This window comes from Streptomyces sp. NPDC054975, assembly GCF_053609105.1.
Map to the genome: position 1 here is coordinate 53,320 of NZ_JBSGWV010000031.1, position 20,721 is coordinate 74,040.

The following is a 20,721-nucleotide window of genomic DNA, read 5'->3' on the forward strand; positions in this document are numbered from 1 at the left end:
TACCCGCTTGCGCGAGATTACGTAATTACGTAATCTCGACGGCATGGAGCTGGAAGAGCGGGTGGCCGAGCTGGAACGGCGTATGGCCGCCCTGGAAGGCGCGGAGCGCCCCGCGCCCGAGATCACCGACGGCACGTTCTGGGCCCTGGAAGGGCTCAAGGCGGACATCGCCGGGTCGGGCGCGCAGGGCGAGGACGGCGCGGTGCTGTTCACGGGATCGGTCCGGCTGCCGACCGAGGAACGGTACGAGTGGCAGTTCGGTGCCTTCACCGAGCGGCTGCTCGACGAGGACTGGGCCGAGACCGCCGAGTCCCTCGCCGCGCTCGGCCATCCCGTACGGCTCCGGCTGCTGCGGGAGATCCTCGGCGGCCGACGCACGGCCGCCGAACTGACCGAGTCGGAGGAGATCGGCACGACCGGCCAGATCTACCACCACCTGCGCCAACTGACCGGTGCCGGCTGGCTCCACACCACGGGACGGGGCCGCTACGAGGTGCCGGGGGCCCGGGTCGTCCCGCTCCTGGTGGTCCTCACCGCCGCCCGTCCGTAACCACGATCGTCCAGGGGGAACGTTCATGTCCGCACGCAAGCTCGCGATGGTCCTCCACCGCACGCTGTGGCTGGTCTTCGTCGTGCAGGCCGTCGCCTCGGTCTTCGTCGACCTGCCCTATCCGTACTGGGCCGGCTGGCTCCCGGCGGTCGCCGCCGGCGCGCTCGGGCTCACGCTGGCCAGGACCGCCCGCCGGGCGATCGCGGCCACCCCGCGGGCCACGGTCGAGGTCGACCCGCCCGTCACCGGCCGCTGGTCGGCGCTGAACAGCCCGGCGGACCGGACTCCCAGCCACGGCACCCACCAGTACGGCCAGACGTACGCGATCGACGTCACCGCGGAGGACGAGGCCCGGCCCCGGCCGGCCTTCGCGTGGCTCTGGCCGGTCGTCCGCCGCCCCCGGGACTTCCCGGCCTTCGGCGCGCCGCTGCTCGCCGTCGCCGACGCGACCGTCGTGCACGCCGAGGACGGACAGCGCGACCACCTGAGCCGCAACTCCCTTCCCGCCGTCCTCTATCTGATGCTCGTCGAAGCGACGGTCCGCGCCCTGGCCGGGCCCCGCCGCGTCACCGGCAACCACCTCGTCCTCGACTTCGGCGACGGTACGTACGCGATGTACGCGCACCTGCGGCGCGGCTCGCTGGCGGTCCGCGCGGGCGACCGGGTCACGGCCGGCCAGGAACTCGCCCGCTGCGGCAACTCGGGCAACTCCACCGAGCCGCACGTGCACTTCCAGCTGATGGACGGCCCGGATCTGGAGACGGCCAGGGGCATCCCGTTCACCTGGCGCGGTGTCGGCGTGCCGAAGAACGGGGAGTCGTTCGAGGCGGAACGGCCCGCCTACGCGGCCTGATCCCAGAAGGCGTCCGCCTCGTCGATGTCCTCGACACATTCGTCCCCGTCGCTGATCTTGCCGCCGACGAGGGTGAAGAAGATCCCGCCGTGCATCTCGATGCCCCGGTCACCGCGGTCGCCGTACCACTTGTGCGTCGCCATGACGTGCCCACGGCCGTCCGGGTACACGCCCTCCAGTTCGACCCGGAAGGTGCCGTGGGTGAGCTCGAACAATTGCCCGAAATGGGCGAGGATGTTGTCCGGGCCTTTGAAGTGGCCGGACATCCGGCTGCTGCCCGGTGAGTGGTGGGCGCAGTCCGAGGTCATCATCGACCGCACGGTGTCCATGTCCCCCGTGGTGAACGCTTCGTAGCTGCGGCGTACCACGGCGGCGTCAGGGTGCTCAGCCATCGCTGATCGGCCCCTCTCCTACGCGTAGGTGTGCGGGAAGCCCTCCCTTCCTTCAGTCTCCGACTACCCTCGCCCCCATGCCACCGGCCAAGAAGCGCACCCGCAGTTACGACTCCGCGAAGACCAGGGCCGCCGTGCTCGCCCAGTTCAGGAACGTGCGGGAGGGGGTGCTCGCGCTGTCGCCGGAGCAGCTCGACGGGCCGACCCGGCTGGGGGAGTGGACCGTACGGGAGTTGGTCGCGCACGTGACGCTGGCGGTCGGCGCGGTCGCCCGCGCGCTCGGCGAGCCCGAGCCGGCCAAGCAGGACGTCGCCCTGCTGGACTGGCCGTCGGCGACGGCCACGGCCGCCGCGCGGATCGACGAGGACACCCGGGCGATCGACACGGCCGACCTGGCCGGCCTGTACGAGCGGACCGCCGCGCGGTACGAGGAGACGATCGCGGGCGTCCCCGACGAGCGGCTCGTCCCGATGCGCTTCGGCGCCATGCGCCTGGCCGACTTCCTGGTGACCCGGACCGTCGAACTCGTCGTCCACACCGACGACCTGAACGCGGCGACCGGCCTGGACATCCCGTACGACCGGCAGGCCCTGGCCGCCTGCGCCCGCCTCCTCGCGGACGCGCTCGCGGTGAAGGCCCCGGGCGGCTCGGTGGAGGTACGGGTCCCGCCCTTCGCGGTCGTCCAGTGCGTGGAGGGCCCCCGGCACACCCGCGGCACCCCGCCGAACGTCGTCGAGACCGATCCGCTGACCTGGATCCGACTGGCGACCGGCCGGGCCCGGTGGGCCGAGGAGCTGCACGCGGCGCGGGTCAGCGCGAGCGGCGAGCGGGCGGACCTCGCCGCCCTGCTTCCGCTCATGGGGTGACTCCCCGCCGGTCGTGCGGAACCGTCCGTGCCGCTCATCCGTCCCATCCCCATGCTGAAGACACGTACCACCGCAGCCACCGCCGTCCTGGCCTCGCTCGTCGTGCTCTCGGCGTGCGGCACCCAGAAGTCCGGCTCCGACCCCGGAGCCGGAACCGTCGCCCCCGACGTGCCCGTCACCGGAGCGCACTGGAGCTTCGACACCGTGACGGTGGCGGGCAAGGAGAGCAAGGCGCCCGACGGCGCCCACATCGAGATCGCCACGAACGGCCAGGCGTCGGGCAACAGCGGCTGCAACGGCTTCGGCGCGGAGGTGTCGGTCCAGGGCGACACGGTCACCGTGAAGCAGGGCCAGGGCACCGAGATGGCGTGTCCCGGTGAGCGGGGCGCCTTCGAGGCGGTGCTCCAGAAAGCCCTGGCCGGCTCGATGAAGGCCCGGCTCGACGGTGACCGGCTCACCCTCACCTCGCCCGACGGCAAGAACGTCGTCGCGCTGACCTCCGAGCCGCCCGCGCCGCTCCAGGGCACGACCTGGACCGTCGACTCCCTGCTCTCCGGCGGCACGGCCGCCTCCGTGCCCAAGGGCAGCGAGGGCAAGGCGACGTTCGTGATCGACAAGGACGGCAAGGTCCGCGGCAACCTCGGCTGCAACCGGTTCACGGCCACCGCGAAGGTCACCGCGAAGACCCTCACCGTCACCGGACCGGTCGTGACCACGCGGATGATCTGCTCGTCGGCGCAGATGGAGCTGGAGACCAAGCTGCACGAGCTCCTCGACGGTCCGCTCTCGTACGAGCTGCGCCACCGCACCGTCTCCCTCACGGGCCCCGACGGCGAGGGCTTCGCCGCGAGGACCAGCGCCGGATAAGGCCCTTCCGCTGCGAACTGCGTCACACCGAGAGCCTCCCGTGCCCGGCCCTACCCGCCGGTAGGCCGTGGCGCGGGGCGCGGCGCCGACCCCTTGGAGCCCTTCTCCCCCTTGGGCCCCGGGGGTCTCACGGGCGTCCCGGCAGGGGGATGTCGATCATCTCGTACGATCGCACCAATCCGAGAGCCCTTGCAATTCGCCAATTCGGACCAGTGGTCGACCTCCCCTACACTCGGAAACGTGCCACGTGGTGACGGTCGACTCAATCACGATCTGCTTCCCGGCGAGAAGGGCCCCCAGGACGCTTGCGGCGTCTTCGGTGTCTGGGCTCCGGGTGAAGAGGTCGCAAAGCTCACGTACTTCGGGCTCTACGCCCTCCAGCATCGGGGCCAGGAATCCGCGGGTATCGCGGTCAGCAACGGCTCCCAGATCCTCGTCTTCAAGGACATGGGCCTCGTGTCCCAGGTCTTCGACGAGACCTCTCTCGGTTCCCTCCAAGGTCATATCGCGGTCGGTCACGCCCGCTACTCGACCACCGGTGCCTCCGTGTGGGAGAACGCGCAGCCGACGTTCCGGGCGACCGCCCACGGCTCCATCGCGCTCGGCCACAACGGCAACCTGGTGAACACGGCGCAGCTCGCCGAGATGGTCGCCGACCTGCCCAAGCAGGAAGGCCGCACCACCCGCGTCGCGGCCACCAACGACACCGACCTGCTCACGGCGCTCCTCGCCGCGCAGGTCGACGAGGACGGCAAGCCGCTCACCATCGAGCAGGGCGCCGCGAAGATCCTCCCCGAGGTCCGGGGTGCCTTCTCCCTCGTCTTCATGGACGAGCACACGCTCTACGCGGCCCGTGACCCGCAGGGCATCCGCCCGCTGGTCCTCGGCCGTCTGGAGCGCGGCTGGGTCGTCGCCTCGGAGTCCGCCGCCCTCGACATCTGCGGCGCCAGCTACGTCCGCGAGGTCGAGCCGGGCGAGCTGATCGCGATCGACGAGAACGGCATCCGCACCTCGCGATTCGCGGAAGCGAAGCCCAAGGGCTGTGTCTTCGAGTACGTGTACCTGGCCCGCCCGGACACGGACATCGCCGGTCGCAACGTCTACCTCTCCCGTGTCGAGATGGGCCGTCGCCTCGCCAAGGAGGCGCCCGTCGAGGCCGATCTGGTCATAGCGACGCCGGAGTCCGGCACGCCGGCCGCGATCGGCTACGCCGAGGCATCCGGCATCCCCTTCGGCGCCGGCCTGGTGAAGAACGCCTATGTGGGCCGCACCTTCATCCAGCCGTCCCAGACCATTCGCCAGCTGGGCATCCGGCTGAAGCTGAACCCCCTCAAGGAAGTCATCAAGGGGAAGAAGCTCGTGGTCGTCGACGACTCGATCGTCCGCGGCAACACCCAGCGCGCCCTCGTCCGCATGCTCCGCGAGGCGGGCGCCGCCGAGGTCCACATCCGGATCTCCTCCCCGCCCGTGAAGTGGCCCTGCTTCTTCGGCATCGACTTCGCCACCCGCGCGGAGCTGATCGCCAACGGCATGTCCGTCGACGAGATCGGCAAGTCGCTCGGCGCGGACTCGCTCTCGTACATCTCCATCGACGGGATGATCGAGGCGACCACCATCGACAAGCCGAACCTCTGCCGTGCCTGCTTCGACGGCGAGTACCCGATGGAGCTTCCGGACCCCGAGCTGCTCGGCAAGCAGCTGCTCGAGACGGAACTGGCCGCCGGCCCCGCCGCCACCGCGGCCGCCGACGCCCTGCGCCGCCCGTAAGACCCCGCTGCACACCCCGCAGTACGACACGAAAGCTCTGAACCCATGTCTCAGACCACCGGTGCCTCCTACGCCTCCGCGGGTGTCGACATCGAAGCGGGCGACCGCGCCGTCGAGCTCATGAAGGAGTGGGTGAAGAAGACGCAGCGTCCCGAGGTCGCGGGCCTCGGTGGCCTCGGCGGGTTCGCCGGCCTCTTCGACGCCTCCGCCCTCAAGCGCTACGAGCGGCCGCTGCTCGCCTCCGCCACCGACGGTGTCGGTACGAAGGTCGACATCGCCCGCCAGATGGGCGTCTACGACACCATCGGTCACGACCTGGTCGCCATGGTCATGGACGACATCGTCGTCTGCGGCGCCGAGCCGCTCTTCATGACCGACTACATCTGTGTCGGCAAGGTCCACCCCGAGCGGGTCGCCGCGATCGTCAAGGGCATCGCCGAGGGCTGCGTCCTCGCCGGTACCGCCCTCGTCGGCGGCGAGACCGCCGAGCACCCCGGCCTGCTCGGCCCGGACGACTTCGACGTCGCCGGCGCCGGTACGGGCGTGGTGGAGGCGGACCGTCTCCTCGGCCCCGATCGCATCCGTACGGGTGACGCCGTGATCGCTATGGCGTCCTCCGGCCTTCACTCCAACGGGTACTCGCTCGTCCGCCACGTCCTCTTCGACCGCGCCGGCATGAGCCTCGGCCAGCGCGTCGAGGAGCTCGGCCGGACCCTCGGCGAGGAGCTCCTGGAGCCGACCAAGATCTACTCGCTGGACTGCCTGGCGGTCACCCGGACCGCCGAGGTGCACGCCTTCAGCCACATCACGGGCGGTGGCCTGGCCGCCAACCTGGCGCGGGTGATCCCGGACGGGCTGCACGCGACGGTCGACCGTTCGACCTGGTCGCCGGGCGCGATCTTCGACCTGGTCGGCAAGGCCGGGCAGGTCGAGCGCCTGGAGCTGGAGAAGACCCTGAACATGGGCGTCGGCATGATGGCCGTCGTCCCGGCCGAGTCCGTGGACGTGGTCCTCGCGACCCTGGAGGACCGGGGCGTCGAGGCCTGGGTCTCGGGCGAGATCACCGAGCGCGGTGAGCACACGACCGGCGCGGAGCTGGTCGGCGACTACGCGGTCTGATCGCTTCTTCCGATGGGTGGGCCTTCGGGCCCACCCATCGCTGCTCCCGCCCTGCGGCGAACGCACAGAAACCCGGTCCGGGTGTTCCGGACCGGGTTCGGTGTTGAGCAGCGCTCTTTAAGAGGTCAAGCGCGACGCTGGGACGACGCGTCGGGACCGGACTCGTCGTCCTCGTCCTCGTCGTCCGTGTTGTAGAGATCCGCGTACTGCGCGTACGGGTCGTCTTCCTCGTCGTCGTCCTCGAACGGCTCGCCATTCGGCGGCTGGCTCGAAGTCGAAGCGCCCAGCTCATTGGCCAGACGCGACAGGTCAGTCCCGCCGCTGCTGTACTTCAGCTGGCGGGCGACCTTGGTCTGCTTGGCCTTTGCCCGGCCGCGCCCCATGGCTCGACCCCCTCGGTGACGGGGCTCGGCGGCCCCAGAGTCTTGACACGCGTTCATGGTTCGGAACGGGCTCTCGGTGGAGAGACCGGTCCGTAGGGCTTCAACGGTACCTGCTTCCGTGGCCATACGGTACGCCGCACGCATCACATGACCCGGTACAGAACCATCGAGGTGCCCTGTCCTCGCTGGTCAATCGCGATTTTAACCTCTTCTTGAGGGCCGACCCGCCGACCGGGGTGAGTCATCTCTCGATTGGGGTGAACCTACAAAGTCCACCCCTGAGAGCGCCCCTGGCGGGTCGGACCTCAGGATTCGGCCAGGGTCAGCCGCGCCGGGCGTCCGCCATGCGCTGCTCGGCGATCCGGTCGGCGGCCGCGGCCGGCGGGATGCCGTCCGCCTTCGCACGAGCGAAGATCTCAAGGGTGGTGTCGAAGATCTTCGTGGCCTTCGCCTTGCACCGGTCGAAGTCGAAGCCGTGCAGCTCGTCAGCGACCTGGATCACGCCACCGGCGTTGACCACGTAGTCGGGCGCGTAGAGGATCCCGCGGTCCGCGAGGTCCTTCTCGACGCCGGGGTGGGCGAGCTGGTTGTTGGCCGCGCCGCAGACGATCTTCGCGGTGAGGACCGGCACGGTCTCGTCGTTCAGGGCGCCGCCCAGCGCGCACGGGGCGTAGATGTCCAGGCCCTCGACGCGGATCAGGGCGTCGGTGTCCGCGACGACGGTGACCTGCGGGAACTTCTCGGTGATCCGGCGCACGGACTCCTCGCGCACATCGGTGATGTACACCTGCGCGCCGTCCATGAGCAGGTGCTCGACGAGGTAGTGGCCGACCTTGCCGACACCGGCGACGCCGACCTTGCGGTCGCGGAGCGTGGGGTCGCCCCACAGGGTCTGCGCGGAGGCCCGCATGCCCTGGAAGACGCCGAACGCGGTGAGGACCGAGGAGTCGCCGGCGCCGCCGTTCTCGGGGGAGCGGCCGGTGGTCCACCGGTTCGTACGGGCGACGACGTCCATGTCGGCGACGTAGGTGCCGACGTCGCAGGCCGTCACGTAGCGGCCGCCGAGGGAGGCGACCATGCGGCCGTAGGCGAGCAGCAGCTCTTCGGTCTTGATCTTCTCGGGGTCACCGATGATCACGGCCTTGCCGCCGCCGTGGTCGAGGCCGGCCATGGCGTTCTTGTACGACATGCCCCGGGAGAGGTTCAGCGCGTCGGCGACGGCCTCGGCCTCGGAGGCGTACGGGTAGAACCGGGTGCCGCCGAGGGCCGGGCCCAGGGCGGTGGAGTGGAGGGCGATGACGGCCTTGAGGCCGGAGGCGCGGTCCTGGCAGAGCACGACTTGCTCGTGGCCACCCTGTTCCGAGTGGAAGAGGGTGTGCAGTACGTCAGCAGCAGGAACGCCGGTCACATCGGTCACGGTGGTGACTCCCAAGTACGAAGCGGCGGTTACGCCGGCCCCTCCATGCGGGTGGTGGCGGGACCGGTTCGGCAAGAGAGTAAGTCCTACGCGTGCGTAGATCCGCCTCAGTGCGCAGGATCACCCCCTCCCGGAGTACCTCCGTGGAAGGATCGCGACATGTCGGTCGCCTCCTCGGTCCTCGTCCCGTACGCCTCCTATCTGCGGGTCTACGAACCCCTGGGGGCTTTCCCGGAGCCGGAGCGGGGGCACTGGGCGCAGTACGCGCGCCGGGAGCGCACGCCGACCGCCCAGGACGAACTTCGCCGCTCGCTGGCGGACTTGCTCCCGATCCCGCCCGTCCCGGTGCCCGTCCACGAGAGCGGGGACGCCTTCGTCGCGGACGTCGACGGGGTGGTCGTGGTCTGTCCGTGGCGGACCCGGATGCGGGCCTGGCTGGCCCTGGAGGAGCTGGGGCGGGCGCGGGAGGTGGAGCCGGGGCGGGCGCCGCTGCCGGCGCCGGTGCTCGACGCGATGCTGCCGCCGGTGGTGCGCGCCCAGGTGGCGGCGGACCACGAGCGCTGGCGGGAGCGGAACCCCGACGCCCGCCCGTGGATCCGTACGGCGGTCTGGCAGGTGCCGGTGCGCTGGTTCACCCTCTTCGCGGACGCGGAGCGGGAGTACGTGCCCGGGGACCCGGAGGGGGGCGTGGCGCCGGTCTTCCGGTACCGGACGCCGATGGTGGAGGCCCGGCGGCGGCTCGCGCGGGCGCTGCGGGCGCTGCGGGAGTCGATCGACGAGGGGCCGCTGACCGAGGGCCTGGTGGAGGTGGGCCGGTGGCTGGAGGAGTTCCATCCGCGGGCGCTGGTGGAGCTGGACTACGGCGGTCTGGTGCACGCGCTCTCGCCGGAGCGGCTCGCGGCGGACCGGTCGGCGGCCGACGTCGCCGAGGGGATCGCGGCGCTGCGGGACGGTGACGGGGAGGCCGCGAGCGAGGCGTACGGCCGGCTCGCGGAGCGCTGGCGGGAGATCCGCAACCTGCAGTTCGCCAACTGACCATCGACAGGACACGTCCACCTGATGTAAATGATCTTTGAACGATGTGACGTCGGTGAGAAGGCGACGGGACGTAGGTCCCGATCCGGGCCTTTGGCTCAAGCGTGACGGATCGCACTTACTGCGCCCTTGCGCCCATCACCCTCCCTCGTGCCAAAATAGGACAAGGAGTCCGGGGAGGGTTCCTTCCGTCCAACTATGGGCGGAACGCTCAGCATTGCACTCTATGGGGGGTCTGAGGACTCCTGATCGCTCTGTGACTGATCGTCACAGTGGCGTGACTGTCCGTTATGGCATGGTCCATCGACTTCCGCCGCTGATGAACACCTGCGAGGGCAATTCCATCGGTTTGGCCGACGTGGCTGGACGGATGGTGTAGTTGTAGTGCCGAGGACAAGCCGTTCGTCCTATAACCGACTCGGCTCGCGTCCGCCATTTCGGGCAACGCGGGTCAAGGTGCAGAATTTAGAGGAAAGAACCGAGAAGGTTCGGTTCTCCCGAGGAGGCCGCTCATGACCGCTCGCACCCCTGATGCCGAGCCGCTGCTGACCCCCGCCGAGGTTGCCACGATGTTCCGCGTGGACCCGAAGACGGTGACCCGTTGGGCCAAGGCAGGGAAGCTCACGTCCATCCGCACCCTGGGTGGACACCGCCGCTACCGCGAGGCTGAGGTCCGCGCCCTGCTCGCGGGCATTCCGCAGCAGCGCAGCGAGGCCTGAGGTACGCGCAACACCCTGTAGCACCGGGCAATTCCGGGTCCCCCAACCTGGACCGCCCACCCAAGCTCTGCCGACCTGGCGCCTGCCCCAACAGGCTCTTCGTCATCGATCGCGCTGGACTCCGCCGGGTCCAGCGCGATCTTTTTTGTGTCTGCGCGCAGCCCCCGATGTGCGGTGCAATTGCACATATTAAATGGGGCTGGTGTAGGGAGGGCATAAGTGGAGGAGTTCGTAAAACTCGTTCGGTGACTCCCGTCACACCGGCGAAGTCTTGCCAAAGAACAGCCTGCCACTTCCGGGGCGAGCGCCAACCCGCCGTTGGTCATGGGCTGGTGGGACTTTCGTCCTCGCTCTGCTCGGGGGTGCGGTCCGCCTCCATGGCGAGCCTCTGGAGGCGGTGGCAGACGGGGCAGTGGCGCGTGAGGTGCCCGTGGCGGGACGCGGCCGCCAGATGGGCGCGCAGCAGCGCCCGTATCTCGTGTCGTGCTGCGGACGCCGCGGCCATGCGCGACCACCTCCGGTGTGGGCCCCCGATTCCCTGATGACTGGGTACCGGGGTCCGGCCGACCCCGTCAATACACCGGGAGGCAACGAAGAAGGCCCGCACCGAACGGTGCGGGCCTTCTTGAAAGCGATCCTGACGGGACTTGAACCCGCGACCTCCACCTTGACAGGGTGGCGAGCTAACCAACTGCTCCACAGGACCATGTTTCGCAGCCCTCATCGGGGGCTGCGAAGAAGACTGTACAGCAGGTCAGAGGGTCTGGTCGAACCGGCGCAAGCCGACACCCCCGGCCGGCCCGTCCTCCTACGGCGCGGCCGCGTCGATCGCCTTCACGATCCGCTTGTCGGAGACCGCGTAGGCCGTGCCCAGGGCGTGGGCGAAGTAGCTGACCCGGAGCTCCTCGATCATCCAGCGGATGTCGGTGACCTCCTTCGGCACGGGCCGTCCCTTCGGGAGCTGTTCGAGCAGCCAGGCGTACTCGTCGAGCATCTCGTGGACCTTCTCCATGCGGGTGGTGTCCCGCTGCACGCCGGTCGGCATCTGCTGGAGCCGGCGGTCGACGGCCACCAGGTAGCGCATCAGGTCCGGGAGCCGCTTCAGCCCCGTCCTCGTGACGAAGCCCGCCGGCATCAGCCAGGCCAGCTGCGTGCGGACGTCCGCCAGGTTGTTGATCAGCGCGAGGCTGTTCGTGGCCTTCAGGCGGCGCTCGCAGGCCTGCCAGGCGGCCAGGATCTGCTGGACCTGATCCACCGTCCGCACGGTCGTGTCGACGAGGTCGGCGCGGACCTTGTCGTACAGCTTCCGGAAGGACTCCTCGTCCCAGACCGGCCCGCCGTGGTCGGCGATCAGCTTGTCCGCGGCGGCGGTCGCGCAGTCGTCGAACAGCGCCTGGATCGAGCCGTGGGGGTTACGGGAGAGGGCGAGCTTCTGCTGGTTGGTGAGCTTGTCGGAGGCGAACTTCGCCGGGTTCACCGGGATGTTCAGCAGGATCAGCTTCCGCGTGCCCTGCCACATCGCAAGCTCCTGCTCGGCCTCCGTGTCGAAGAGCCGTACGGAGACGGTGTCGCCCGCGTCCACGAGCGCCGGGTACGCCTTGACGGGCTGGCCGGCCCGACGGGTCTCGAAGACCTTCGTGAGCGTGCCGATCGTCCAGTCGGTGAGCCCTGTGCGCTCCAGGGACGGCCCGGAGCCGTCAGGGCCGCCCGTGGCGGCCGCCGCGGCCTTGGAGAGGGCCTGGCGGGCCTTGGGGCGCAGCTTCAGCTTCAGCGCCTCCAGGTCCTTGTCCTCGGCGAGCTTGCGGCGCCGCTCGTCGACGATCCGGAAGGTGATCTTCAGGTGGTCGGCGATCCGGGAGAGGTCGAAGTCCTCCGGGGAGACGGGGACGCCGACCATCCGGTGCAGCTCGCGGGCGAGCGTCACCGTCAGCGGCTCCTGCAAGAGGACCGCCGAGTCCAGGAAGCGGGCCGCGAAGTTCGGCGCCGGCACGTAGTTGCGGCGGATCGGCTTCGGGAGCGAACGGATCAGCTCCGTGACGATCTCCTCGCGCAGACCCGGGATCTGCCAGTCGAAGCCCTCGTCGGTGACCTGGTTGAGGACCTGGAGCGGGATGTGGACGGTGACGCCGTCGGCGTCCGCGCCCGGCTCGAACTGGTACGTCACCCGGAACTTCAGCGGCCCCTGCCGCCAGGAGTCCGGATAGTCGGCCTTCGTGACCCCGGCGGCCTTCTCGTTGATGAGCATCTCGCGCTCGAAGTCGAGGAACTCCGGTTCCTCACGGCGCTTGTGCTTCCACCACGAGTCGAAGTGCGCACCGGAGACCACGTGTTCGGGCACGCGCTTGTCGTAGAAGTCGAAGAGCGTCTCGTCGTCGACGAGGATGTCCCGGCGCCGGGCGCGATGCTCCAACTCCTCGACCTCGGTGAGGAGTTTGCGGTTGTCGGCGAAGAACTTGTGGTGCGTACGCCAGTCGCCCTCGACGAGCGCGTTGCGGATGAACAGGTCACGGGAGGCCTCGGGGTCGATCCGCCCGTAGTTCACCTTGCGGTCGGTGACGATCGGCACGCCGTAGAGCGTGACCTTCTCGATCGCCATCACGGCCGCCTGGTCCTTCTCCCAGTGCGGCTCGCTGTACGTCTTCTTGATCAGGTGCTGGGCGAGCGGCTCGATCCACTCGGGCTCGATCTTCGCGTTGACCCGCGCCCAGAGCCGCGAGGTCTCCACCAGCTCGGCGGACATGATGAAGCGCGGGGGCTTCTTGAAGAGAGCCGAGCCCGGGAAGACCGCGAACTTGGCGCTGCGGGCGCCCAGGTACTCGTTCTTGGCTCCTTCCTTCACGTCCTTCATGCCGATGTGCGACAGCAGACCGGCCAGGAGCGAGGTGTGCACGGACTGCTCGGGCGCGTCCTCCTCGTTGAGGTGGATGCCCATCTGCTTGGCGACCGTGCGCAGCTGCGCGTAGATGTCCTGCCACTCGCGGATGCGGAGGAAGTTCAGGTACTCCGACTTGCACATCCGGCGGAAGGAGCTGGAGCCGCGCTCCTTCTGCTGCTCGCGGATGTAGCGCCAGAGGTTGAGGAAGGCGAGGAAGTCGCTCGTCTCGTCCTTGAAGCGGGCGTGCTGCTGGTCGGCCTGGGCCTGCTTCTCGGCGGGCCGCTCGCGCGGGTCCTGGATGGAGAGCGCGGCCGCGATCACCATCACTTCCCGTACGCAGCCGTTCTTGTCGGCCTCCAGGACCATGCGGGCGAGCCGGGGGTCGACGGGCAGCTGGGAGAGCTTGCGGCCCTGCTGCGTCAGCCGCTTCTTCGGGTCCTTCTCCGTCGGGTCGATCGCGCCGAGCTCCTGCAGGAGCTGCACGCCGTCGCGGATGTTGCGATGGTCCGGCGGGTCGATGAAGGGGAACTTCTCGATCTCGCCGAGGCCGGCCGCGGTCATCTGGAGGATGACGGACGCCAGGTTCGTACGGAGGATCTCGGCGTCCGTGAACTCCGGACGGGAGAGGAAGTCGTCCTCGGAGTAGAGCCGGATGCAGATGCCGTCGGACGTACGGCCGCAGCGGCCCTTGCGCTGGTTGGCGCTGGCCTGGCTGATCGGCTCGATCGGCAGACGCTGGACCTTGGTCCGGTGGGAGTAGCGCGAGATACGGGCGGTGCCCGGATCGATCACGTACTTGATGCCCGGGACGGTCAGCGAGGTCTCGGCCACGTTGGTGGCGAGGACGATCCGGCGGCCGGAGTGCGCCTGGAAGACGCGGTGCTGCTCGGCGTGGGAGAGCCGGGCGTAGAGGGGGAGGATCTCGGTGTTGCGCAGCTGTTTCTTCAGGAGCGCGTCCGCCGTGTCGCGGATCTCCCGCTCGCCGGAGAGGAAGACGAGGATGTCGCCGGGGCCCTCGGACTGGAGCTCGTCGACGGCGTCGCAGATCGCGGTGATCTGGTCCCGGTCGGCCTCTTCCGAGTCCTCTTCGAGGAGGGGCCGGTAGCGGACCTCGACCGGGTACGTACGTCCGCTGACCTCGACGATCGGCGCGTCGCCGAAGTGGCGGGAGAAGCGCTCCGGGTCGATGGTCGCGGAGGTGATGACGACCTTGAGGTCGGGGCGCTTGGGCAGCAGCTGGGCCAGATAGCCGAGCAGGAAGTCGATGTTGAGGGACCGCTCGTGGGCCTCGTCGATGATGATCGTGTCGTAGGCGCGCAGCTCGCGGTCCGTCTGGATCTCGGCGAGCAGGATGCCGTCGGTCATCAGCTTCACGAAGGTCGCGTCGGGGTTGACCTGGTCGGTGAAGCGGACCTTCCAGCCGACGGCCTCGCCCAGCGGGGTCTTCAGCTCCTCGGCCACCCGGTCGGCGACCGTACGGGCCGCGATCCGGCGGGGCTGGGTGTGGCCGATCATGCCCCGGACGCCCCGGCCGAGCTCCAGACAGATCTTGGGGATCTGCGTCGTCTTTCCGGAGCCCGTCTCACCGGCGACGATCACGACCTGGTGGTCACGTATCGCCTCCAGGATCTCGTCCTTCTTCTGCGAGACGGGCAGCTGCTCGGGGTACGTGACCGCGGGCACGCGGGAGGCCCGCCCGTCGACGCGCTCCTTGGCCTTTCCGGCCTCGGCGGCGATCTCGTCCAGGACGGCCTCACGGGCCTCGGGCTTGCGGATGCGGCGGGCGCCCTCGAGACGGCGGCCGAGCCGGTGGGCGTCCCGCAGCGAGACCTCGGCCAGGACGGACTGGAGGGCGGCGAAGGAAGTAGACATACGGAATCCAGGATCGCACCCCGGGCCGAGTACGGGCGAACCGATTTCCCTGCGGTGCGACCCGTAATATTTCGGGCACGTCGAGCTGAGAGGTACCCCGTGTCCAGCACCGCCCGCACCGTCCGCGCGCTCGCGGCGCTCGCCGCGCTGCTTGCCGTGGTGCTCGGGGTGCTGGGGTGCGGTGGCGCGCGCACGGCGGTGGCGGCGGAGTCCTCGCCCGCGGCCGTGGTCACGGTCGCGGGAAGCGCCTCGCAGGGCTGCGGGCAGAGCCACGCGGTGGACGGAGCCACCCGTCCGGCCACCCCGCCGCGCCCGAGCGGCTTCGGCGAGCTGCTGCCCACGCTGGCGGCGGAGCGGACGACCGGGGCCGAGGCCTGGGGCTGTGACCAGGCCATACGTGCGCTGCTCCCGGGGCCGGAGCCGCCGGAGCTCGTTCCGCCCTCACCCGTGGAGCTGTCGATCCTGCGCGTCTAGAGGGCCGACCGCCGTCGTCGTCCGTCCTCTCCCTCCACGTTCAGGAGTACGTCCGCATGTCCAAGTCCAAGCCGATCATGATCGTCTCCGGGGTGGCCCTCGCCGCCCTGCTGCTCGGAGTCGTCTCGTTCACCGCGTCACAGCCCGACTCCGGCGGCTCGTCCGGCTCCTCGGCGGCCGAGGTCTCCGTCGACCCGTCCGCCGGTGTCTACCCGGAGCTGGAGGCCTACGCCCGCCGCGACGCCTCCGACAAGCTGGCCGTGGGGCGGGCCGACGCGCCCGTGGTGCTCATCGAGTACGCCGACTTCAAGTGCGGCTACTGCGGGAAGTTCGCCCGGGACACCGAGCCCGAGCTGGTGAAGAAGTACGTCGACAACGGCACCCTGCGCATCGAGTGGCGGAACTTCCCGATCTTCGGCGAGGAGTCGGAGGCGGCGGCCCGTGCGTCGTGGGCGGCGGGGCAGCAGGGCCGGTTCTGGGAGTTCCACAAGGCCGCGTACGCCGAGGGCGCCAAGGAGAAGGGCTTCGGCAAGGACCAGCTGAACGCCCTCGCGAAGGAGGCCGGGGTCCCCGACCTCGCGCGGTTCGCCAAGGACACGGACGGCGCGGCGGCCCGGGAGGCGGTGAGCAAGGACCAGGAGCAGGCGTACTCCCTGGGCGCGACCTCGACCCCGTCCTTCCTGGTCAACGGACGGCCGATCGCGGGCGCGCAGCCGATGGAGGCCTTCACGGAGGCGATCGAGGCGGCGGCGAAGACGGCGAAGCCGACGAAGACGGCCGAGCCGAAGGCCGGCGGGGCAGGCAAGGGCGAGAGCGGGGCGGCGACGGCCGGCGGCGGGGCGGGGGAGTGACCGCCGACATCGGCTACCTGGCTGCCTTCCTCGGCGGTCTGCTCGCCCTCCTCAGCCCGTGCAGCGCCCTGCTGCTCCCGGCCTTCTTCGCGTACTCGATCGACTCGAAGAGCCGGCTGCTCGCCCGTACCGGAATCTTCTACGCGGGCCTTGCGACCACGCTCGTCCCGCTCGGCGCGGCCGGTTCGTTCGCCGGGCGGCTCTTCTACGGTCACCGGGACCTGCTGGTGGCCGTCGGCGGCTGGACGATCATCGTGCTCGGCGTGCTCCAGATCCTGGGGATGGGCTTCGCCTCGCGCCGGATCGCCGAGGTCAGCGGCCGGATCCGCCCCACGACGGCGGTCTCCGTCTACGCGCTCGGCCTGGTCTACGGCCTCGCCGGCTTCTGCGCGGGCCCGATCCTCGGCAGCGTCCTGACGGTCGCGGCGCTGAGCGGCAGCCCGGCGTACGGCGGTCTGCTGCTGGCGGTGTACGCGCTGGGCATGGCGGTGCCGCTGTTCCTGCTGGCCCTGCTCTGGGAGCGGTACGAGCTGGGCCGGCGCCGCTGGCTGCGGGGCCGTACGGTCCGGGCCGGCCGGTTCGAGCTGCATACGACGTCGCTGCTGTCGGGCCTGTTCTTCGTGGTGCTCGGCGCGGTCTTCCTGCTCTTCGACGGCACGACGGCGCTGCCGGGCCTGCTGTCGGTGGACGACTCGTTCGCCGTGGAGGAGCGGGTGGCGTCGGTGGGCCGCTCGGTGCCGGACTGGGCGCTGCTGGTCGCCGTGGTCGCCGTGGTGGCGGTGGTGCTGGCGGTGCGCGGGTGGCGGGGGCGGAGGGAGCGGGAGGCGTGAGGGCGGGGCGGGGGTGCGCGGGGCTCGCCGCGCGTCCCCGCGGCCCGTACGCGGCTCGTACGGGGCTAGCCTGCCCCGTCCGTCGCGTCCGTCCCGTACCTCCGTACCTTCCGTACACGAAGAAGGCCCCGTTCTTTCGAACGGGGCCTTCTCTTTGTGGCTGGGGCCGGGGTCGAACCGGCGACCTATCGCTTTTCAGGCGATCGCTCGTACCAACTGAGCTACCCAGCCACGAGATCATTTCTGACCTCAGCGATCCTGACGGGACTTGAACCCGCGACCTCCACCTTGACAGGGTGGCGAGCTAACCAACTGCTCCACAGGACCTTGCGATGTGCGAACACTAGTCTCGCACAGGATGTTGCGTGCCCCCAACGGGATTCGAACCCGTGCTACCGCCTTGAAAGGGCGGCGTCCTGGGCCACTAGACGATGAGGGCTAGAGGCTCACCTGCGCGCTTTGCAGCGCGTCGGGGACGTGAGAAGCATATGGGATGGCGGCCGCTATCGCCAAAACGGTTTCACCTGGGGGGACAATGGCCGGGTGCTGGAGATGACGCGCGAGGAGTTCGAGGAGCTTGTCGCCGAGGCCCTGGACCGGATCCCGCCGGAGCTGACGCGGCTGATGGACAACGTCGCGGTGTTCGTCGAGGACGAACCCGCGCCGGACGATCCGGAGCTGCTCGGGCTGTACGAGGGGACTCCGCTGACGGACCGGGGCGAGTGGTACGCGGGGGTGCTGCCGGACCGGATCACGATCTACCGGGGGCCGACGCTGCGGATGTGCGAGTCGCGGGAGGACGTGGTCGCGGAGACCGAGATCACCGTCGTCCACGAGATCGCCCACCACTTCGGCATCGACGACGAGCGGCTGCACGCGCTCGGGTACGGGTGAGAGGGCGGGCGTGCTGATCGGGGGCAGGTGGTTGCCGTAGGGGCGTGTCCCTTGCGGTGCAAAGGGAGTTGGGCAGCGAAACACGGCTTTTCCGCCCGCTGTTCCCGCCCTTTGTGTTCCTGGAGGTGCCCTCCGTGCGCCATTTGCCCACCCGCGTGAGATGGGCCGCTACCGCGTTGGCGGTCGCCGCCTGTGCCGGTCTGAGCGGCTGCATGAGTGTGAGTGACGAGGGCGCGAAGCCGGCGCCCAGCAAGTCCGCGGGGAAGCAGGGCGAGGCGGCCGGGTCCGGCGGGGACGCCGGGGTCCCGGGCGGCGGGCACGGTGACGGCGGCCGGGGCGCGGCGGGCAGGAGCGGCCCGGACGCGGACGGCGCGGGCACGGAGTCGCCGGTGCCCAGTGGCTCGCCGTCGGTCTCCGGAAAGCCTCCGGCGGACGCCCCCGCGGGCGGCGGCACGGGGGCCAGGCCGAAGCCGGGCGGCGGTCAGGAGCCCGGTGGGGCGGCCGGAGGGGCGGGCGGGCCGAGCGCGCCGGCCGGGGAGGAGACGCCGCCGGTCGATCCGCCCGAGCCGACGCCCACCCCGTCCGTGGAGCCGAGCCCCAGCCCCACTCCGGAGCCGACGCCCGATCCGACCGACTCGCCGACCGCGACGCCGGGCGCGGACACCCACATGGGTGCCATGAGGGCGGCGGACGGGCCGGGCTCATCGGCGGAGCCGGAGGCATCGCCGCAGGTCGGACCGGCGTGAGGCGCGGTGCGCGGGCCGGTGCGGGGACTGGTCCGAGGCCGGTGTGACGGAGTCCGGTTTGCCATAGGCGGGGGAGGGTGCGTATGGTGGTAGATCGTTTGATCCCATTGCCCGGCGCCGACACAGAAGAGCGCCGTGTGGCGCGTACTCTCCCTAGCCGTGGCTGGACCGCATTGAGGCGGTCGATTTGCGAAATTCACGGAGTTGACGGGCGCGTGCCGAGACTCCGGAAGGTTTCGCATTTCGCATGTCCATTTTCAGTCCTGACCACGCCGTCATGCCCGAGAACGACGAGATCGTCGAGGCCGTAGAGGCCACCGAGATCGTCGAGACGGTCGACTCCGCCGAGGAGTCCACCGAGGCCGACGAGCCCACCATCACCTTCGCCGACCTGGGCCTGCCCGAGGGCGTCGTGCGCAAGCTCGCGCAGAACGGTGTGACCACCCCCTTCCCGATCCAGGCGGCGACCATCCCGGACGCCCTGGCCGGCAAGGACATCCTCGGCCGTGGCCGTACCGGCTCCGGCAAGACCCTCTCCTTCGGTCTGCCCACCCTGGCCCAGCTGGCCGGCGGCCACACCGAGAAGAAGAAGCCCCGCGCGGTCATCCTCACGCCGACCCGTGAGCTCGCGATGCAGGTCGCGGACGCCCTCCAGCCGTACGGCGACGTGCTCGGCCTGAAGATCAAGGTCGTCTGCGGCGGTACGTCCATGGGCAACCAGATCTACGCCCTGGAGCGTGGCGTCGACATCCTCGTCGCCACCCCGGGTCGACTGCGCGACATCATCAACCGTGGCGCCTGCTCCCTGGAGAACGTCCAGGTCGCCGTCCTCGACGAGGCCGACCAGATGTCCGACCTGGGCTTCCTGCCCGAGGTCACCGAGCTGCTCGACCAGGTCCCGGCCGGCGGCCAGCGCATGCTGTTCTCGGCCACGATGGAGAACGAGATCGGCACGCTGGTCAAGCGTTACCTGGTCGACCCGGTCAGCCACGAGGTCGACAGCGCCCAGGGCAACGTCACGACCATGACCCACCACGTCCTCGTCGTGAAGCCGAAGGACAAGGCGCCGGTCACGGCCGCCATCGCCGCCCGCAAGGGCCGCACGATCATCTTCGTCCGCACCCAGCTGGGCGCCGACCGCATCGCCGAGCAGCTCGTCGAGGCCGGCGTGAAGGCGGACGCCCTGCACGGCGGCATGACGCAGGGCGCCCGAACCCGCGTGCTCGCCGACTTCAAGGACGGTTACGTCAACGCGCTGGTCGCCACCGACGTCGCCGCCCGCGGTATCCACGTCGACGGCATCGACCTGGTCCTGAACGTGGACCCGGCCGGTGACCACAAGGACTACCTGCACCGCTCGGGCCGTACCGCCCGCGCCGGCCGCTCGGGCGTCGTGGTCTCCCTGGCCCTTCCGCACCAGCGCCGCCAGATTTTCCGCCTCATGGAGGACGCGGGCGTCGACGCCTCGCGTCACATCGTGGGCGGGGCCGGGGCGTTCGACCCGGAGGTCGCCGAGATCACCGGTGCGCGTTCGCTCACCGAGGTCCAGGCCGACTCCGCGAACAACGCCGCCAAGCAGGCCGAGCGTGAGGTCGCCGACCTCACCAAGCAGCTGGAGCGTCTGACGCGCCGCGCCGCCGAACTCCGCGAGGAGGCCGACCGCCTGGTCGCCCGTTCCGCGCGCGAGCGGGGCGAGGACCCGGAGGCCGCGGTCGCCGAGGTGACGGAGGCCGCCGAGGCCGAGGTCGCCGCGGCCGTCGTCGCCGCCGAGCCGGTGCAGGAGCGCCGCGAGGAGCGCACCCCCGCGTTCCGTGACGAGCGGGGCAACTACGAGCGCCGTGACCGTGGTGGCGACCGCGGTGACCGCGGTGGCTTCCGCCGCGACGACCGTCGTGACGACAACCGTGGTGGCGGCTTCCGCCGCGACGACAACCGCAGCGGTGGCTTCCGCCGCGACAACGACCGTCCGTCCGGTGGCTTCCGCCGCGACGACCGTCGTGACGACAACCGCGGTGGCGGCTTCCGCCGTGACGACCGTCCGTCGGGCGGCTTCAACCGTGACAACGACCGTGGTGGCCGTTCCTTCGAGCGCCGCGACAACGACCGTCCGTCGGGCGGCTTCCGCCGCGACGACCGTCGTGACGACAACCGCGGTGGCGGCTTCCGCCGTGACGACCGTCCGTCGGGCGGCTTCAACCGTGACAACGACCG

19 protein-coding genes and 4 tRNA genes are annotated in these 20,721 nt (G+C 70.3%); 14 read left to right on the plus strand and 9 right to left on the minus strand.

What is annotated here, in order from left to right; genetic code table 11:
• The first annotated feature begins 43 nt into the window (after nucleotides 1-43).
• Complete coding sequence (locus ACWF79_RS24360; protein WP_453730252.1) at nucleotides 44-550, plus strand: ArsR/SmtB family transcription factor; 507 nt, start codon at nucleotides 44-46, stop codon at nucleotides 548-550.
• A 25-nt stretch (nucleotides 551-575) separates the two neighbouring features.
• On the plus strand, nucleotides 576-1,403 hold the full coding sequence (locus ACWF79_RS24365) for a M23 family metallopeptidase (RefSeq protein WP_453730253.1): 828 nt from the start codon (nucleotides 576-578) through the stop codon (nucleotides 1,401-1,403).
• Here the strand turns inward: ACWF79_RS24365 and ACWF79_RS24370 are convergent.
• Nucleotides 1,391-1,795, minus strand: a complete 405-nt coding sequence (locus tag ACWF79_RS24370) for a nuclear transport factor 2 family protein (RefSeq protein ID WP_453730254.1) — start codon at nucleotides 1,793-1,795, stop codon at nucleotides 1,391-1,393. The two genes, ACWF79_RS24365 and ACWF79_RS24370, sit on opposite strands and share 13 nt — an antisense overlap.
• A 77-nt stretch (nucleotides 1,796-1,872) precedes the next feature.
• Here ACWF79_RS24370 and ACWF79_RS24375 point away from each other — a divergent pair, with 77 nt between their 5' ends.
• The 4 genes from ACWF79_RS24375 to purM all read left to right on the plus strand — a co-directional run bounded on the left by ACWF79_RS24375 (nucleotide 1,873) and on the right by purM (nucleotide 6,414).
• Nucleotides 1,873-2,661: a sterol carrier family protein gene (locus ACWF79_RS24375; protein ID WP_453730255.1), complete on the plus strand. Its 789-nt coding sequence runs from the start codon at nucleotides 1,873-1,875 to the stop codon at nucleotides 2,659-2,661.
• A 51-nt stretch (nucleotides 2,662-2,712) separates the two neighbouring features.
• Nucleotides 2,713-3,528 carry an META domain-containing protein gene (locus ACWF79_RS24380; protein ID WP_453730256.1) on the plus strand — a complete coding sequence of 272 codons (816 nt, stop codon included), beginning with the start codon at nucleotides 2,713-2,715 and terminating at the stop codon, nucleotides 3,526-3,528.
• Between the two features lie 240 nt (nucleotides 3,529-3,768).
• On the plus strand, nucleotides 3,769-5,295 hold the full coding sequence (purF, locus tag ACWF79_RS24385; protein ID WP_453730257.1) for an amidophosphoribosyltransferase: 1,527 nt from the start codon (nucleotides 3,769-3,771) through the stop codon (nucleotides 5,293-5,295).
• 45 nt (nucleotides 5,296-5,340) lie between these two features.
• Nucleotides 5,341-6,414 carry a phosphoribosylformylglycinamidine cyclo-ligase gene (gene purM, locus ACWF79_RS24390; RefSeq protein WP_453730258.1) on the plus strand — a complete coding sequence of 358 codons (1,074 nt, stop codon included), beginning with the start codon at nucleotides 5,341-5,343 and terminating at the stop codon, nucleotides 6,412-6,414.
• Between the two features lie 125 nt (nucleotides 6,415-6,539).
• On the opposite strand, the gene ACWF79_RS24395 is transcribed toward purM, so the two are convergent.
• Together ACWF79_RS24395 and ACWF79_RS24400 are read right to left on the minus strand one after the other, a co-directional pair.
• Nucleotides 6,540-6,797, minus strand: coding sequence for a DUF3073 domain-containing protein (locus tag ACWF79_RS24395; protein ID WP_352189724.1), 258 nt, complete (start codon nucleotides 6,795-6,797; stop codon nucleotides 6,540-6,542).
• 322 nt (nucleotides 6,798-7,119) lie between these two features.
• On the minus strand, nucleotides 7,120-8,214 hold the full coding sequence (locus tag ACWF79_RS24400; protein WP_453730259.1) for a Leu/Phe/Val dehydrogenase: 1,095 nt from the start codon (nucleotides 8,212-8,214) through the stop codon (nucleotides 7,120-7,122).
• A 159-nt stretch (nucleotides 8,215-8,373) separates the two neighbouring features.
• Between ACWF79_RS24400 and ACWF79_RS24405 the strand changes: the two genes are divergently transcribed.
• Together ACWF79_RS24405 and bldC are read left to right on the plus strand one after the other, a co-directional pair.
• Entirely contained in the window at nucleotides 8,374-9,249 is an 876-nt protein-coding gene (locus tag ACWF79_RS24405) for a hypothetical protein (protein ID WP_453730260.1), read from the plus strand.
• A gap of 512 nt (nucleotides 9,250-9,761) precedes the next feature.
• Nucleotides 9,762-9,968, plus strand: coding sequence for a developmental transcriptional regulator BldC (gene bldC, locus ACWF79_RS24410; RefSeq protein WP_003949541.1), 207 nt, complete (start codon nucleotides 9,762-9,764; stop codon nucleotides 9,966-9,968).
• Nucleotides 9,969-10,290: 322 nt separating this feature from the next.
• Here the strand turns inward: bldC and ACWF79_RS24415 are convergent, their stop codons facing one another.
• The 3 genes from ACWF79_RS24415 to hrpA all read right to left on the minus strand — a co-directional run bounded on the left by ACWF79_RS24415 (nucleotide 10,291) and on the right by hrpA (nucleotide 14,715).
• Nucleotides 10,291-10,473 carry a DUF6274 family protein gene (locus ACWF79_RS24415; RefSeq protein WP_453730261.1) on the minus strand — a complete coding sequence of 61 codons (183 nt, stop codon included), beginning with the start codon at nucleotides 10,471-10,473 and terminating at the stop codon, nucleotides 10,291-10,293.
• Nucleotides 10,474-10,600: 127 nt separating this feature from the next.
• Nucleotides 10,601-10,674 (minus strand) — tRNA-Asp (locus ACWF79_RS24420).
• A gap of 102 nt (nucleotides 10,675-10,776) precedes the next feature.
• Nucleotides 10,777-14,715 (minus strand): ATP-dependent RNA helicase HrpA, encoded by a 3,939-nt coding sequence (gene hrpA, locus ACWF79_RS24425; protein ID WP_453730262.1) that lies wholly within the window; start codon nucleotides 14,713-14,715, stop codon nucleotides 10,777-10,779.
• A gap of 99 nt (nucleotides 14,716-14,814) precedes the next feature.
• Between hrpA and ACWF79_RS24430 the strand changes: the two genes are divergently transcribed.
• From ACWF79_RS24430 to ACWF79_RS24440, 3 genes are read left to right on the plus strand one after another with little or no spacing between them, the layout of a single operon-like run.
• Nucleotides 14,815-15,189, plus strand: a complete 375-nt coding sequence (locus ACWF79_RS24430) for a hypothetical protein (RefSeq protein WP_453730263.1) — start codon at nucleotides 14,815-14,817, stop codon at nucleotides 15,187-15,189.
• 56 nt (nucleotides 15,190-15,245) lie between these two features.
• On the plus strand, nucleotides 15,246-16,040 hold the full coding sequence (locus tag ACWF79_RS24435; RefSeq protein ID WP_453730264.1) for a DsbA family protein: 795 nt from the start codon (nucleotides 15,246-15,248) through the stop codon (nucleotides 16,038-16,040).
• Nucleotides 16,037-16,870 carry a cytochrome c biogenesis CcdA family protein gene (locus tag ACWF79_RS24440; RefSeq protein ID WP_453730265.1) on the plus strand — a complete coding sequence of 278 codons (834 nt, stop codon included), beginning with the start codon at nucleotides 16,037-16,039 and terminating at the stop codon, nucleotides 16,868-16,870. Before ACWF79_RS24435 ends, ACWF79_RS24440 begins: the two co-directional genes overlap by 4 nt.
• Before the next feature lie 157 nt (nucleotides 16,871-17,027).
• Here ACWF79_RS24440 and ACWF79_RS24445 read toward each other — a convergent pair.
• From ACWF79_RS24445 to ACWF79_RS24455, 3 genes are all read right to left on the minus strand, one after another.
• Nucleotides 17,028-17,101: transfer RNA gene (locus ACWF79_RS24445), tRNA-Phe, on the minus strand.
• 22 nt (nucleotides 17,102-17,123) lie between these two features.
• Nucleotides 17,124-17,197, minus strand: a tRNA-Asp gene (locus ACWF79_RS24450).
• Between the two features lie 39 nt (nucleotides 17,198-17,236).
• Nucleotides 17,237-17,309: transfer RNA gene (locus tag ACWF79_RS24455), tRNA-Glu, on the minus strand.
• Between the two features lie 104 nt (nucleotides 17,310-17,413).
• Between ACWF79_RS24455 and ACWF79_RS24460 the strand changes: the two genes are divergently transcribed.
• The 3 genes from ACWF79_RS24460 to ACWF79_RS24470 form a co-directional block, all read left to right on the plus strand.
• Nucleotides 17,414-17,764, plus strand: coding sequence for a metallopeptidase family protein (locus tag ACWF79_RS24460; RefSeq protein WP_260230806.1), 351 nt, complete (start codon nucleotides 17,414-17,416; stop codon nucleotides 17,762-17,764).
• Between the two features lie 212 nt (nucleotides 17,765-17,976).
• Nucleotides 17,977-18,510, plus strand: a complete 534-nt coding sequence (locus ACWF79_RS24465; RefSeq protein ID WP_453730266.1) for a hypothetical protein — start codon at nucleotides 17,977-17,979, stop codon at nucleotides 18,508-18,510.
• A 247-nt stretch (nucleotides 18,511-18,757) separates the two neighbouring features.
• Nucleotides 18,758-20,721, plus strand: a 1,964-nt coding sequence (locus ACWF79_RS24470) for a DEAD/DEAH box helicase (RefSeq protein ID WP_453730267.1), incomplete at its 3' end; no start/stop codon positions are given.

Coding starts and splice junctions, on each gene's coding strand:
- ACWF79_RS24360 (WP_453730252.1), top strand. CDS start 44: ATGGAGCTGGAAGAGCGGGTGGCCGAGCTGGAACGGCGTATGGCCGCC.
- ACWF79_RS24365 (WP_453730253.1), top strand. CDS start 576: ATGTCCGCACGCAAGCTCGCGATGGTCCTCCACCGCACGCTGTGGCTG.
- ACWF79_RS24370 (WP_453730254.1), bottom strand. CDS start 1,795: ATGGCTGAGCACCCTGACGCCGCCGTGGTACGCCGCAGCTACGAAGCG.
- ACWF79_RS24375 (WP_453730255.1), top strand. CDS start 1,873: ATGCCACCGGCCAAGAAGCGCACCCGCAGTTACGACTCCGCGAAGACC.
- ACWF79_RS24380 (WP_453730256.1), top strand. CDS start 2,713: ATGCTGAAGACACGTACCACCGCAGCCACCGCCGTCCTGGCCTCGCTC.
- purM (WP_453730258.1), top strand. CDS start 5,341: ATGTCTCAGACCACCGGTGCCTCCTACGCCTCCGCGGGTGTCGACATC.
- ACWF79_RS24395 (WP_352189724.1), bottom strand. CDS start 6,797: ATGGGGCGCGGCCGGGCAAAGGCCAAGCAGACCAAGGTCGCCCGCCAG.
- ACWF79_RS24405 (WP_453730260.1), top strand. CDS start 8,374: ATGTCGGTCGCCTCCTCGGTCCTCGTCCCGTACGCCTCCTATCTGCGG.
- bldC (WP_003949541.1), top strand. CDS start 9,762: ATGACCGCTCGCACCCCTGATGCCGAGCCGCTGCTGACCCCCGCCGAG.
- ACWF79_RS24415 (WP_453730261.1), bottom strand. CDS start 10,473: ATGGCCGCGGCGTCCGCAGCACGACACGAGATACGGGCGCTGCTGCGC.
- hrpA (WP_453730262.1), bottom strand. CDS start 14,715: ATGTCTACTTCCTTCGCCGCCCTCCAGTCCGTCCTGGCCGAGGTCTCG.
- ACWF79_RS24435 (WP_453730264.1), top strand. CDS start 15,246: ATGTCCAAGTCCAAGCCGATCATGATCGTCTCCGGGGTGGCCCTCGCC.
- ACWF79_RS24465 (WP_453730266.1), top strand. CDS start 17,977: ATGAGTGTGAGTGACGAGGGCGCGAAGCCGGCGCCCAGCAAGTCCGCG.